Genomic DNA, 13,550 nt, shown 5'->3' on the forward strand with positions numbered 1-13,550 from the left:
AGAGCAACGCCACCGCGAATAAGCAAGCCAATTCTCGCAGTGGCCTTACCCTCGCCGGCCGGTCGTTCCAGGCCGGTCGTCAGACGTCGGCCCGATCAGAGTCCGATGTAGACGGCCTTGGTGTTGAAGTAGACCTCGATGCCCTTCCGGCCGCGCTCGCCGCCCCAGCCCGACTGCTTGTGCCCGCTGATCGGCATCGACGGGTCCGCCGCGAGCGAGGAGTTCACCCAGACCTGGCCCGCGCGAAGCTCGTTCACGACACGGTGGGCGCGGCTGAGGTTTTCGGTCCAGATGGAACCGGCAAGCCCGTAGTGCGTGTCGTTGGCGGCGGCGAGCACCTCGTCCTCGTCGTCGAAGGGGATCACGCAGCCGACCGGCCCGAAGATTTCCTCCTTGATGAGCCGCATGTCGGGCGTGGTGTCGGTGACGATCGTCGCCTCGTAGAAGTAGCCCTTGCGGTCCATCGGTTTGCCGCCGGTGATCACCTTCGCGCCGCCGGCCACGCCGTCGTTCACGATGCCTTCCACCCGCTTGCGCTGCTTGTCACTGATCAGCGGCCCCAGCACGGAGTCGGGATCGTCGCTGCCGCCCATTGGCAGCATTTGGGCGAAGCCGGCGAGGCTTTCCACGACCTGGTCGTAGATGCCGCGCTGGACGTAGATGCGCGAGGTGCACGAGCAGTTCTGCCCCGAGCCGGCGAGCAGGCCCATGCCCGCCCCCATGATCGCCTTGTCGAGGTTGGCGTCGTCGAACATGATCAGCGGTGACTTGCCGCCGAGCTCGAGCGTCAGTCGCTTGAGGTTGCCCGCGGCCGCTTTCACGATCAGCCGTCCGACCTCCGTCGAACCGGTGAACGAAATCTTGTCGACGTCGGGATGCGCGGTGAGCGCGGCACCCGTCGTCTCGCCGTAGCCGGTGATGACGTTGAGGACGCCGTCGGGCAGACCCGCCTCGCGGAAGATCTCCTCCAGCTTCAGCGCGGTAAGCGGCGTCTCTTCGGCGGGTTTCAGCACGGCACTGCAGCCCGCCGCCAGTGCCGGCGCGACCTTGAGCATCGCGACGAAGAAGGGGCCGTTCCACGGGATGATCAGGCCGACGACGCCGACCGGCTCGAGCTGGGTGAAGGTGTGGTAGGTCTCCCAGTTGCCAAGCAGTCCGTCGGACACGAGATTGGCCGACTCGCCATGGATCTTGCCGACCCAGCCGGCGTAGTACTTCAGCATGGCGACTGAGACCGGGATGATGTGACGCGCGGCCGTTAGGTTCATGCCGTTGTCCTGGCCCTCCAGCGCGGCGAGTTCATCGGCACGTTCTTCGATGATGCGCGCGGCGCGGAAAAGGACATTCGCGCGGTGCGACGCGGGCGCCTTGCGCCACACGCCCGACTCGAACGTCTCGCGCGCCCGGGCCACCGCCGCGCCGACGATCGCCTGGTCGGAGTCGGGGACCTCCGTGATCAGCTGCTCGTTGGAGGGGTTGTAGACCGCGATGCTGTCAGTCAATGTCCTTCATCCTTTCGCCGAGCCGTTCGCTCGCGAAAATGGTGGGGGTGCCCGACAGAGGTTACGCGCGTAACTAGTAGGTGTCTAGTATGTCCCGAGCGCGTGGCTCAGGTGGACTCTCGGATGACCAGCGTCGCGATGTCCCGGGGATCCGCAGGTGACCCGTCGGGCAGACCGAGTTCGGTCAAAACCGCCGACAGTGCCACTTCGGCGATCGCCTCGCGGTCGAACACCACCGTGGTCAGCGCGGGGACGCTGAAGGGAGACAGGGCCGTCGCGTCCACGCCGATGACCGCGAGATCGTCGGGGCAGCGTAGTCCGGCGCGCCGTACGCCGTTGAGGACTACGAAGGCCACCTCGTCGCTCTGTGCGCAGACCGCGGTGACGCCCGCCGCGTGCAATTCACCGACCGCCTTGGCGCTGTCGTCCGGCGTCAACGCCTTCACCGCAACCTCGGGCAGTCCACGCTGGTGCGCGGCGCGTCGGACGCCGTCGATCCAGTAGTCGCCGAGTGCGCGCCACCGGCGATCGCCCGAATACGCGAACGCCACATTGCGATGACCCCGCGAAACGAGATGGTCGACACGCATTTGGCCGACCGAATACTGCGGGTCTTGAAGACCCGGCAGCGTGTGGACACAGATGTGGGGAATGGCTGCATCCGCGACGGCGCCAGATGCCTTGCGGCCCAAGGGGAAAAGGCTCGTCACCGCGATCGGCTGGAGGTGATTGATGGCGTCGACGACCGCGTCGTCTTGCTCGGTCTCGAAGAGCTGTACCTGCATGATCCCGCGGCGGGCCAACTCGGTGGTCATGTGAGTGCCGACCTGCATGGGCATCTCGCCACCGGCGAGCCGCGGCACGATGTACAAGATCACGCCACTTTTCCCACGGGCAAGATTGCGGGCGGCAAGGTTTGGGCGATACCCCAATTCAGCCGCCGCACTGTGCACCGCGGCACGCGTCTGCGCCGAAATGGTGCGCCCGACAGAGTTGTTGAGCACATAACTGACCGTCGCGGTCGAGACGTTAGCTCTCCGCGCAACGTCGGCCTTGGTGGGCCTGCCCTTGACGCTCAGTTCGACCTCCCGGCGCAGCCGTCTCATGTGCTGACTTACCTTACGTGGCTCCCGCGTAAGCAACCGGCGATCGCGGCCAATCGTGCCCACCCGGGGTCTTTTCTTTTGGCCTCTGTACAGGGAAAATGTGGCCAGTGTCCGCGGCAGACGGCTGGAGGTTTTGATCGGTAGCGAACTCGCCTCTCGGACGAAGCAGCGATCAGGAGAACACAATATGAAGCGAATCCTTGCCGGTGCTCTGCTGTCGGGTACCACCGCACTGGCCGGCTTGTCGCTCGGCGCGGGCACCGCTGCGGCCGACCCGGGCACAGGTATCTGTAACCAGCTAGCGGTGTGCAGCCGCATTTGGTGCCCCGGCAGCCCGCTGCCGTGGCCGAACGTGGTGTGGGACATGAACCGCTGCCACCACTACTACGGCGGCACGGTCGGTGAAAGGGGAACCGCGGGCGGCGTTCAGGTTGGCACCGGCATCATCGAGGGAGATCCTTCCCCGGCAAGCACCTGCGACGGAGCACCCATCTGCTTGCCCGGCCTGTAGCGGCGGCAACGAATCGTTGAAGTCGGGCGGTCCGATGCGAAAGACTCGGTGCGGGCCATCCAGTCGCAGGACTTCGAGCAATGGTTGGTGATGGGACGCAGTGAACCGTAGCCAGGTACGCGGCGTGTCGTTCGCCGTGGCGATGATCGTGCTCGCGATCGTCGGCTGTTCACAGTCGATGGCGTCGCCGGCAACCACGATGCTCGCCGAGGCGCCGCCCCTGGGGGCGCAACCTCAACTGGCGTCCGATCCCGAGCAGTTGGCCAACGATCTCGTTGCTGACGAACTCGCGCTGCGCGGGCCGTCGACGCCGGAGGCTGCGCTGGCAGCGGCGGCACACCGCGAGCAAGCGGCCTATCGGGCCATCGGGCGGCATCCGGAATGGGATGCGGTCACCCGACCGCGAGTCCCGCCATCGCTGCTCGATGTCTACGACCGCAATGTCGACGCCCGTCGACAACTCCAGGCGATGGCACAAGTGCGAGACACGTTGCCCGCCTGGCGCATCGACCCCCCGATTCCGGCCGACGATCTGATCGGTTACTACCACGCGGCGGAGGCCGAGTCCGGTGTCGGCTGGAACTACCTGGCCGCGATCAACCTGGTCGAGACCCGCTTCGGCAGCATCAATGGCGTGAGCACCGCCGGCGCGCAAGGCCCCATGCAATTCTTACCGTCGACGTTCGCCTCCTACGGCCAAGGCGGCGACGTCAATTCGCCCCACGACAGCATCATGGCGGCGGGCCGCATGCTCGCCGCCGACGGCTTTGCCAACGACCGCGATCACGCCATCTACAGCTACAACCACGCGCACCAATACGTCCAAGCGGTCGACGATTACGCCGCGCTGATGGGGGCCGACCCTGCGGCTTTCGTCACCTTCTATCGCTGGGACGTCTACTACGTCACGACCGCCGGCGATATGCTGCTCCCCATCGGCTACGCCGCATCTTCGCCGATTCCCGTCGGGGACTACTTGGCGGCGCACCCACAGTAGCGGTCGCGGCGGGTGCAAACCGGATTGTCGACTTGCCGAACCCGCCCGCCACGCAAACGTCATAGTTGTGGGCTATCCAACGAAAAGCTGGCGACGAGAGCGCGGTGAGTGGTTCTCTTGTGGAGACCGCAACGGGCAGCGGTAGGCGACCGCCTCAGGGTCTGAGCACATTTCGGAAGGGCTGGCAGTGGTTTTCCGGGCAGACCAGGAGATCGGCCTTGACCTCGCCGCCGTCGCCTGGGCGGCCACCCCCCTTGGGCCAGTGGAGGATTGGCCGCAAAGCCTCCGCACGGCGGTCAGCATCCTGCTTTCATCTCGGTTTTCGATGTGGATGGCGTGGGGCCCGGAGATGACGTTCTTCTGCAACGCCGCCTATCGCCTCGACACCCTGGGCCGCAAATACCCGTGGGCGCTTGGCCGCCCGGCCAGCGAGGTGTGGGCCGAGATCTGGGATGACATCGGTCCGCGAATCGAGAGCGTGATGTCGACGGGCGAGCCCACCTGGGACGAGGCCTTGATGCTCATCCTGGAGCGGTCGGGCTACCCCGAGGAGTCGTACCACACCTTCTCCTACAGCGCGCTGCGTGACGAGGACGCCAGCATCGTCGGGATGCTCTGTGTGGTCCGGGAAGACACCGAGCGGGTGATCGCCCAGCGCCGGATGGCGACGCTGCGCGACCTTGGTTCCGACCCGAGCGTCGTGCGCACCGAACGTCAGATGCTGGACCACGCGGCCCGGCAACTCGCGAACAATCCGTACGACCTTCCCTTCACGACGACCTATCTGTTCGGTGACCACGGCGAGGCGTTGCTGGCCGGGGTCAGCGGAATCGAGCCCGCGCATCCCGCGGTGCCGCGAATACTTCCCGCCGACGGCCTTTCCGCGTGGCCTATCGAGAAGTTGGCGCAGGGTGCGACCGAACTGATCGAGCTCGATGGCGATTCGTTGGAGCTGCCTACCGGCGCCTGGTCGGAGCCGCCCGGTCAGGCGCTCGTGGTGCCGCTGCTACAGCAGGGCGGAGAACCTGTCGGATTCCTGGTGGCCGGGCTGAACCGGTACCGCCCGCTCGACGACGGCTATCGCGGCTTTGTGGAGCTGGTGGCCGGTTACATCGCTGCGGGGGTGGGCAGCGCGCGCAGCTATCAGGCTCAACAGCAGCGCGCCGAGGAGCTGGCCGAACTCGACCGGGCGAAGACGGCGTTCTTCTCGAACGTCAGCCACGAATTCCGCACTCCACTCAGCTTGATCCTCGGCCCCGTCGACGAGTTGCGCGGCCGGGCAAGCGGGTTGGACGAGCAGGCGCGTCAGGAACTGGAACTCATTCACCGCAACGGCTTGCGGTTGGCGAAGCTTGTGAACACGCTGCTGGACTTTTCGCGCATCGAAGCGGGGCGAATGAAGGCGCGATTCGAGCCTGTCGACTTGTCAACTGTCACAGCGGATTTGGCAAGCGTGTTCCGTTCGGTCATAGAGAGGGCCGGCCTGGCGTTCACGGTGGATTGCCCGCCACTCGGCGAACCCGTTTATCTCGATCGCGAGATGTGGGAGAAGGTGATCCTCAACCTGCTCTCCAACGCGTTGAAGTTCACTTTCGACGGCACTGTCGGAATCGCCGTAAGCCGCGACGAGACCGACGCCATCGTCACGGTCACCGACACCGGCGTCGGCATACCCGCTGCCGAAATCCCGCGGCTCTTCGAGCGTTTCCACCGCATCGAAAACGCACGCGCGCGCTCCACCGAGGGCAGCGGGATCGGGCTGGCTCTGGTCAAGGAACTCGTCGGCCTGCATGGCGGCACCATCTCCGTCGACAGCCAGGAGGGCGTCGGGACCAGCTTCGTCGTCCGCCTGGCCTTCGGCTCGGCGCATCTTCCGATCGACGAGGTCTCGGCTCCGCCGGTGGGCCGTCCGACATCCGGCGCGATCGCCGAACCGTTTGTCCAGGAAGCGTTGCGCTGGCTTCCGGGCGATACCAGCGCCCAACCTTCCGACGCCGGCACAACCGCGATGATGACCGCCGCCGCGCCCGCCGGGAAGGACGGCGCACGGACGCGCGTGTTGATCGCCGACGACAACGCCGACATGCGTGAATACCTGACCAGCCTGCTACAGACGTCCGGCTACCAGGTCACCGGCGTCACCGACGGGCGCCAGGCGTTGGACACCATCCGCGCGCAGATTCCCGACCTGGTCATCAGCGACGTCATGATGCCCGAGCTCGACGGTCTGCAACTGCTCGGGGCGTTGCGGAATGACTCGCGCACCGCCGCGCTGCCCGTGTTGTTGCTGTCCGAACGCGCGGGACAGGAAGCCTCCATCGAAGGCTTGCTCGCCGGGGCGGACAACTATCTCGTCAAGCCGTTCGCCGCCGCCGAACTCCTCGCCCGGGTCCGGGCCAACGTCGAGCTGTCGCGGTTGCGCAGCCACCACGCCCAGTGGCGCACCGCCCTGGTGGATTCGCTGCAGGAAGGGTTCTTCGTCTGCGACGAAGACGGTGCCGTAATCGAGGTCAACGCCGCGTTCAGCGAGATCCTGGGCTATGGCCCCGAACAGTTGCCGTACGGCGCGCCCCATCCCTGGTGGCCGGACGCGGCGGCCGATCCCGAAGCGAACCGGCAAGTCCAAGGCGTCTTCGAGCAGCTGCTGAACGAAACCCAAGGCTCTTTCGCGGCTCCGGTAGTGCACCGGGACGGGCACCGGCTGTGGGTCGCGGCCAGCTTCAATCATGTGGACGACCCGGACACCGGCGGCCGGATAACGGTCGGCACCCTGCGTGACATCACGGCCGAGCACTACATCGTGCAGAGCCAACTTGCCCTGGCGGCGCTGAACCAGCAACTAGCACAAGCAGATACGCTTGACGACACCCTGCGGGGCGCGATCGGAGAACTACGACGGACGTGGAACGCGCGCCGCGTTTTGGCCGCGACGTTCGCCCGCGACGTTCCCCGCGACGAGCCGCCGGCGCTGGTGTATGCCGGTGAGCCTTCTAGCTGGGATGAACTGCCGACGCGCCACCGGCTGCAGATCGAGGCGCTCCGCGATTCCGACCTGCTGACCACGGTCGCCGGAGAGGCTGGCACCGCGGGCATCTCGCTGCAGCACCCCCTCGGCGTGCTCGTCGTGTGGATCGAATTGGTAGAGCTGCGCCCGTTCAGTTCGGAGGATCACAATCTGCTGAAGGTGCTGGGCGGGCGGCTCAGTCAAGGCCTGCACCGCGTCTATCAGTTGGACGAACAACGCGAAACAGCCCTGGCGCTGCAGCATGCGATGCTCGGCCCGGCAACTCTGCCCGGGGGCTTCGCGGTCCGGTATCACCCGGCCAGCCATCCGCTCCAGGTTGGCGGTGACTGGTACGACGTCGTCGATCTCGACGACGGGCGCGTCGCGTTGATAGTCGGTGACTGTGTCGGCCACGGCTTGGCCGCCGCGACGGTGATGGGTCAGCTCCGCAGCGCGTGCCGTGCGCTGCTACTTGAGCAGCTCGGCCCAAGTGCGGTCCTCGCGGGTTTGGACCGCTTCGCCGCGCGTTTGCCCGGCGCGCGGTGCACCACCGCATTCTGTGCGGTGCTCACTGTCGACACGGGGGATCTGACGTACTCCAATGCGGGTCATCCGCCGCCGATCATGGTGCACGCCAACGGAACTGCCGAGCAGCTCGATGGCGAGCATGGTCTGCCGCTGGCGCTTCGACCCGACTGGTTGCGGCCCGAAGTCCGCGTGACGATGCCGGCGCGGTCGACGTTGTTGCTCTACACCGATGGCCTGGTCGAACGTCGCGGCCGCTCGATCGATGAAGGTATCTCCAGCGCGACCGATCTGATTCAGGACCGTCGGTTCCAGTCGCTCGATGAGATGGCGGACGATCTGATGGTCCGGCTCGAACCTGGGGGCGGCTACCTGCACGATGTGGCCACGCTGCTCTATCGGCAGCCTGCTCCACTGTCCATGCAGTTCGACGCCGACGTCGATCATCTCGCTCCGAGCCGTGATGCGCTGCGCGGCTGGCTGGCCCGGGCGGGTGTCGAACCCGATCAGATTCAATACGTGCTCACCGCCGTCGGTGAGGCCGTCGCCAACGCAATCGAACACGGTTACCGCGATCAACGCGCGGGCACCGTCTCGCTACGCGCGACCGCGGTCGTCGACGCGCTACACGTCACCGTCGCCGACGGCGGCACCTGGAAGACGCCGCGCAACATCCCTGGAGCCAACCGGGGCCGCGGTATCACCCTGATGCGGGGCCTCGTGGAGGACATCACGATTCGCTCCACTGAAGCCGGCACCACCGTTCACTTGTACGCGAGGATCGCCTAATGCCCGCAGAGCTCACGCTGAAGACAGACACCGGCCCTGACGGGAACCCGCGGGTGACCGCGACGGGGGAAATCGATCTCAGTAATGTCGCCCAGCTCATTCAAGTACTCGGCACGGCGAGCGCGGGGACTCGAAGGCCGATCACCATCGATCTCAGCACCGTCAAATATCTGGATAGCGCGGGAATCAATGCGCTTTTCGACCATGCAGACAAAGTCGACGGCCTGCACATCATCGTCCACCGCTTGCTGGTTCGGGTCCTCACGATCACCGGTCTGGACAAGGTTGCGACCCTCGAAGCCGCACAGGCAGGCGACGATAACGCCTAAAAGTGGTGCAGCACCTAGTCTTCGGCCCAAAGCAGTGCGCCCGTGACGTGTGTGCCCTCGAAACGGAATTCGTGCGCGGGTCGGCGCAGCGGCTCGAAGGTGCCGTCCGGATGGACGACGACTCCGCCTCCGGACGGGATTCCGAGCCCCGTGGCTGCTCCCTGCAGCGACACAATTGCGCGGGATAGCCGCGCCCAATTCGTACGCTCGTCGTGCGTGTCGACAATCGTCGGGACGAGCTTGAACACGTCGAACAGCTCGGCCGCAGCGGATTCGGAAGCCTCGACGATTCCGTACTCTCCCAGCTGGACCGCGCCGGCCGAAATACCCACCAGGATCGCTCCATCGGCGTAGCGGCCGCGGATCGCCTCTTTCATCCCGGTCCTCTCGAACGTGGTCCAGCCGAGACGCACGTCGCCGCCTGCCAAGACGATCAACTCCGCGGCTTCCAGGAAGGCGCGGTCGTCTGGGCCGAACGACGAACCGATCATCCGACGGTTGCTGATTCCAATCGCATCCATCGCCGCCTCGAAGATTTCGTAGAACTGGGGGCTGTCCCCGTTGGACGCACCGATGTAGGCCGCGTTGGGCGGGGTGTCCCGAGTCAACCCATCGAGTGCCGTGTCGAGCAATGGTCGGTCCCGCTGCTTCCAGAACAGCAGCTGACTGTCCGCCAGCAGATAGATCGGTTGTAGTGAACCGCTCAATTCCCGATCAGTGCCGGACATGAGAGTCACCCTATCGGCGAAGGCGGCCGGCAAGCCCTTCGCGCTTCATTGATAAAGCCGGATCCTTGTTCGTCTCAATATCGCGAGTTACGATAGTGATCGTTCACTTTTAGGGCTTCGGAGGTGCCGGTATGGATTCTGACTTCCAGCTGATGTCGGTGCGTCGATTCACCAATGCCGACGAAAGTGCACGCAAGTGATCGTTCGCTTTCTGACGTCAACTCCTTAGGATTTCGCGAATGTATGACGGACGACAGACCCTGACCGCCATCGACCATCACATGGTTGGGATCTTGGCGTTATGCGCGCTGGCGATGATCTTCAACTACACCTGGTTCTTCGCCGCATACGTGATCGCCCGGCGCGAGAAGGTGTACTCGATCCCGATCTTCTGCACCCTGTTCTGGTTTGCCGGCGATGGGTCGTTCGTGGCTCACTACCACACCTGGTTTCACACATACCACCACTGGTATGTCGAATTATTCTGGTGCGCACTGGTTTTGACTGTCACGTTCGAGGTCGCCTACATCGTGCAGGCGATCCAGTACGGCAGGAAAGAACTGCTGCCGTCGGCGACTCCGGGCCAGTTCGCGGCACTGATGGTGGCCGGGGCCGTCGTTGCGGTCATCGTCTGGAATTTCCTCAATCATTTGATGGCTGACCCGATCGCGATCGCCTATTTCTCCATCGCGAACACCGCGCTCCCGTTGATGTATATCGGAATCCTGATGCGCCGCCGCAGCACTGCCGGGACGGCCCCGGTGGTGTGGTGGGGCTACCTCGGCATGATCAATTGCTGGTTTGTGGCCCTCACGCTGTTTTTCGGACCGGAATTCCGGTCGTTCTGGTATCTCGCGTTGTGGGCCGTCTGTAACGTCGCGGGCGTCGCTGTGCTGGTCGCGGTGCTGCGGCTGCCGAAAACGTCCCCACAATCGGGCCCCGTACCGTCGACCCCTGGCGCATCGCTGGCGCACTGAACCGAAGCCGTTCGTGCGGGCGGCAGGTTAGCGGCTCTATCTTTGGATTCTTCGCCGCCACTTCGGTGTTGACATAACCATGCCCGCGACGAGGATCAGCGGCGCGAACGCTGCGCAGCTGTGTCATAAACTTCTTTTCCGTGGACGACGTGACAGACGTCGGCCACATATCGGAAAGCGCCAGTCGACTACGTTGCTGAGTCCTGGCAGTACAGAGGGGTTGTCGACCATCGACTCTGTGGTGATTCCGGACCAGGAGCGTGCCGGCGGCGGAAAGCCGTCGACGTGGGCGCCGTTGCGCAATCGCGTGTACCGGGGTCTGTTCATCGCCCAGTTCATCTCGAATATCGGCACCTGGATGCAGGCGGTGGCGGCGCAGTGGTTCCTGGTGGAAAACCACAGCAGTGATGTCATCGTGGCGTTGGTTCAGACGGCGAGTTTGGGACCGACGCTATTGCTGGGCTTGTTCGCCGGAGTACTTGCCGATCTGTTCGATCGGCGTCGGTTGCTGATCGTTCTGCAGTCGTATGCCGTGCTGGTGGCACTCGCCTTGGCGCTGCTGACGAACCTTGGTCGCCTCACCCCGACCGCGCTGTTGATGTTCACCTTGGCCATCGGGTTCGCTGCCGCGTTGACCGGACCGGCCTGGCAGGCAATTCAGCCCGAGGTTGTCCCGCGGGAGCAAATACCGGCGGTGTCGGTCTTGGGCAGCGTCTCGGCCAACTCCACCCGCGCGATTGGGCCAGCCATCGGCGGCGTCGTGGTGGCATGGCTCGGCCCGTCGGCCGTCTTCGCGATCAACGCAGTATCTTTCTCGGCGATCATCGTTGCTTTGCGAATGTGGAATCGGCCGAAGCAGATCGTGCCACTCGAGCGGGAACGCATCGGTCCGGCCATCATCACCGGGCTGCAATACATCGAGAACAGTCCGATTTTTCGCAGGATCCTGTTGCGGACAGCCCTTTTCCTGTTTCCTGCCTCGGCTATCCTCGCTTTGCTGCCGGTGGCCGCCGCGCACAAGTGGCACTTGGGCGCCGGCGGCTACGGTGTGGCGCTGGGGGCCATCGGTTTTGGCGCCATACTCGGAGTCATAGCTGCCGAGCGGTTGCACGCCAGAATGTCGGACAACGTGCTGCTCGCAGTCTCGGCCGCTGCATACGGTCTTGCGCCGCTGGCCGTGGTCTGGCTGCCGTTCGCGGCTGCGATTCCATTCTTGATCTTGTCGGGGATGGCGTGGCTGATCACCTTGACGACGCTGAATGCGGCCGCGCAACTGTCATTGCCCCGATGGGTTCGAGCTCGTGGATTGTCGGTCTACCTGTTGGTCTCTACCGGATCTCAGGCACTTGGCGCCTATCTGTGGGGTGCCCTGGCCACGCGGTGGGGCCTTGACGACGCGATGCTTTGGTCGGCGGTCGCGCTGGGCGGGGCTGCCCTCAGCGTCACCGCGCTTGGGCTGCGGCCATGCACCGGGACGGTGAGCGTCGAGGTTTCCAGCGCCTGGCCGACACCGACGCTCGTGTTCGAACCATGCCCGCAAGACGGCCCCGTGCTGGTGGCGGTCCGCTACCACGTGCCGCCCGAGAATCTCGACGAATTCGTCGAAGCAATGCGGGATGTCAGGCAATCACGGTTGCGAACTGGCGGCCACAGTTGGCGGCTTTATCACAGTGTCGAGGAACCCAACTCGTTCCTCGAGCGGTTCACGGTGACGTCCTGGAGCGAATTTGAGCGCCAGCGCACCGAGCGCTGGGTGGACGTCGACCATGATGGCGTCACGAAGGCGGTCAGCTACACCGTCGACAATACCCGGCGGCATGAGTATTACGTCGCGTTGCGTACCCGCAAGTGAGAGCCGCGCTATACGGCTGCCTCGCAACACAATCGGGAGTTAGCCGAGTGCTCGCGGCGGGTCCTGTTGCTCGCCGGGTCCCAGATCGAGTTGCATCCACGCGACGTCGTGCCAGCGCTCGTTCTTGAAATAAACCCGCGGCCAGGCGCCGATGTCCTCGAATCCGAGGGACCGGTGAAACGCGTTACTCGTCTCGTTGGGTTGGGTGATGCCGGCGAAGACCCTGCGGTAGCCGCGCTCGGCTAGCCGGTGCAGCACTTCCGAATAAAGTCGGCGTCCCCAGCCTGCGCGGTGACGGTCGCCGCTGATGTAAATGCCCGTCTCACATGACCATTTGAAGGAGGGCAGGCTGATCAATGCGTGGCCGTAGGCGAAGCCGATGACCTGATCGTCACGTTCGAGAACTAGCCATTCGTGCGCCTTTTGGGCGTTGGCGATGCGCGAAGCCATCTCGTCCGTGGTGGGGGCCTCGAGTTCCCAACTGATCGACGTGTTCTCGACATACGGCCGGTAAATCGCAACGCAGGCGGCCGCGTCCTGGGGGGAGGCCGAACGCACCGTGCCGCTGATCGCTTGCATGCCAGCAGTCTTCCAGCCACTCGTTTCGCGGGTGAGTCGCGGGTCCGGATATCGCAGCCTCATCGCGCACTGGCAATACTTGCAATCAGACAAATCCCATCCAGGCAGCGATCAGCAAAGCACTCCAGGGAGGATTTGACGTAGCAAGGGTTGGGCGCACCGCGTCGTAACCGCCCGGATCACCGAGTCGTACTTTGTTGGGGACGTCCCGATAAGTCAGCGAACCCCTCAATGCCGTAACGGGATACGCAGCGCAGATTTGGCGGCCCCGCAACTACGCGATGAGAAGCGAAGGGGCGCAATGGAAAAGGGCTCGGGATTTAGCGTCCGCCGCCGGCGCCGCCGCCGCGACCACCACCAGCGCCGCCACCACGTCCGCCGCCGGCGCCGCCGCCGCGACCACCACCCGCGCCGCCACCACGTCCGCCGCCGGCTCCGCCGCCGTGGCCGATGAATATTGCCCCGATGCTGTTGTTGATCATGGTCCCTACCCTATCGCCGAATCCGACGCAGCGGCAATACGATTCACCGCTAGCACCGGCCCGGGTGAACGGCGGTTTGAGCGCCGTTTAACAAAAGGGGTGGATTGCCGCCGGCGTTGCGTTCACAGCCCGATGAGGTTGTGGTATCCGGCGTTCCCGCCACTCGGGA

The 13,550-nt window shown here is 64.8% G+C and carries 11 protein-coding genes; 6 read left to right on the plus strand and 5 right to left on the minus strand.

Features of this window, described 5'->3' with window-relative positions; all coding sequences use genetic code 11:
* Positions 1–95: 95 nt before the first annotated feature.
* Positions 96–1,502 carry an aldehyde dehydrogenase family protein gene (locus G6N54_RS29150; RefSeq protein ID WP_163794274.1) on the minus strand — a complete coding sequence of 469 codons (1,407 nt, stop codon included), beginning with the start codon at positions 1,500–1,502 and terminating at the stop codon, positions 96–98.
* Between the two features lie 107 nt (positions 1,503–1,609).
* Positions 1,610–2,608, minus strand: coding sequence for a LacI family DNA-binding transcriptional regulator (locus tag G6N54_RS29155; protein WP_163794276.1), 999 nt, complete (start codon positions 2,606–2,608; stop codon positions 1,610–1,612).
* A gap of 187 nt (positions 2,609–2,795) precedes the next feature.
* Here G6N54_RS29155 and G6N54_RS29160 point away from each other — a divergent pair, with 187 nt between their 5' ends.
* From G6N54_RS29160 to G6N54_RS29175, 4 genes are all read left to right on the plus strand, one after another.
* On the plus strand, positions 2,796–3,119 hold the full coding sequence (locus G6N54_RS29160; RefSeq protein WP_163794278.1) for a hypothetical protein: 324 nt from the start codon (positions 2,796–2,798) through the stop codon (positions 3,117–3,119).
* A 178-nt stretch (positions 3,120–3,297) separates the two neighbouring features.
* Positions 3,298–4,116: a lytic transglycosylase domain-containing protein gene (locus G6N54_RS29165; protein WP_232073840.1), complete on the plus strand. Its 819-nt coding sequence runs from the start codon at positions 3,298–3,300 to the stop codon at positions 4,114–4,116.
* A gap of 187 nt (positions 4,117–4,303) precedes the next feature.
* The gene (locus G6N54_RS29170; protein ID WP_232073163.1) at positions 4,304–8,434 is read left to right on the plus strand and encodes a SpoIIE family protein phosphatase; all 4,131 of its coding nucleotides are present in this window, start codon (positions 4,304–4,306) and stop codon (positions 8,432–8,434) included.
* On the plus strand, positions 8,434–8,763 hold the full coding sequence (locus G6N54_RS29175) for an STAS domain-containing protein (RefSeq protein WP_163794280.1): 330 nt from the start codon (positions 8,434–8,436) through the stop codon (positions 8,761–8,763). The genes G6N54_RS29170 and G6N54_RS29175 overlap by 1 nt, the downstream gene beginning before the upstream one ends.
* Before the next feature lie 14 nt (positions 8,764–8,777).
* On the opposite strand, the gene G6N54_RS29180 is transcribed toward G6N54_RS29175, so the two are convergent.
* A complete protein-coding gene (locus G6N54_RS29180; protein WP_163794282.1) occupies positions 8,778–9,491 on the minus strand; it encodes a Type 1 glutamine amidotransferase-like domain-containing protein in 714 nt (237 codons plus the stop codon).
* 239 nt (positions 9,492–9,730) lie between these two features.
* Between G6N54_RS29180 and G6N54_RS29185 the strand changes: the two genes are divergently transcribed.
* Together G6N54_RS29185 and G6N54_RS29190 are read left to right on the plus strand one after the other, a co-directional pair.
* Complete coding sequence (locus tag G6N54_RS29185) at positions 9,731–10,468, plus strand: hypothetical protein (protein ID WP_163794284.1); 738 nt, start codon at positions 9,731–9,733, stop codon at positions 10,466–10,468.
* Positions 10,469–10,706: 238 nt separating this feature from the next.
* Positions 10,707–12,320, plus strand: coding sequence for an MFS transporter (locus tag G6N54_RS29190; protein ID WP_232073165.1), 1,614 nt, complete (start codon positions 10,707–10,709; stop codon positions 12,318–12,320).
* 39 nt (positions 12,321–12,359) lie between these two features.
* Here G6N54_RS29190 and G6N54_RS29195 read toward each other — a convergent pair whose 3' ends face one another.
* Positions 12,360–12,899, minus strand: a complete 540-nt coding sequence (locus G6N54_RS29195) for a GNAT family N-acetyltransferase (RefSeq protein ID WP_163794288.1) — start codon at positions 12,897–12,899, stop codon at positions 12,360–12,362.
* 320 nt (positions 12,900–13,219) lie between these two features.
* A complete protein-coding gene (locus tag G6N54_RS29200; protein WP_163794290.1) occupies positions 13,220–13,381 on the minus strand; it encodes a hypothetical protein in 162 nt (53 codons plus the stop codon).
* Positions 13,382–13,550: the final 169 nt, after the last annotated feature.

The sequence above is a fragment of the Mycobacterium stomatepiae genome (assembly GCF_010731715.1).
In the GTDB taxonomy this organism is placed as follows: domain Bacteria; phylum Actinomycetota; class Actinomycetes; order Mycobacteriales; family Mycobacteriaceae; genus Mycobacterium; species Mycobacterium stomatepiae.

Bases quoted from the DNA above. Each gene is read 5' to 3' on its own strand.
- G6N54_RS29155 (WP_163794276.1), bottom strand. From the start codon at position 2,608: ATGAGACGGCTGCGCCGGGAGGTCGAACTGAGCGTCAAGGGCAGGCCC.
- G6N54_RS29160 (WP_163794278.1), top strand. From the start codon at position 2,796: ATGAAGCGAATCCTTGCCGGTGCTCTGCTGTCGGGTACCACCGCACTG.
- G6N54_RS29165 (WP_232073840.1), top strand. From the start codon at position 3,298: ATGGCGTCGCCGGCAACCACGATGCTCGCCGAGGCGCCGCCCCTGGGG.
- G6N54_RS29175 (WP_163794280.1), top strand. From the start codon at position 8,434: ATGCCCGCAGAGCTCACGCTGAAGACAGACACCGGCCCTGACGGGAAC.
- G6N54_RS29180 (WP_163794282.1), bottom strand. From the start codon at position 9,491: ATGTCCGGCACTGATCGGGAATTGAGCGGTTCACTACAACCGATCTAT.
- G6N54_RS29185 (WP_163794284.1), top strand. From the start codon at position 9,731: ATGTATGACGGACGACAGACCCTGACCGCCATCGACCATCACATGGTT.
- G6N54_RS29195 (WP_163794288.1), bottom strand. From the start codon at position 12,899: ATGCAAGCGATCAGCGGCACGGTGCGTTCGGCCTCCCCCCAGGACGCG.
- G6N54_RS29200 (WP_163794290.1), bottom strand. From the start codon at position 13,381: ATGATCAACAACAGCATCGGGGCAATATTCATCGGCCACGGCGGCGGA.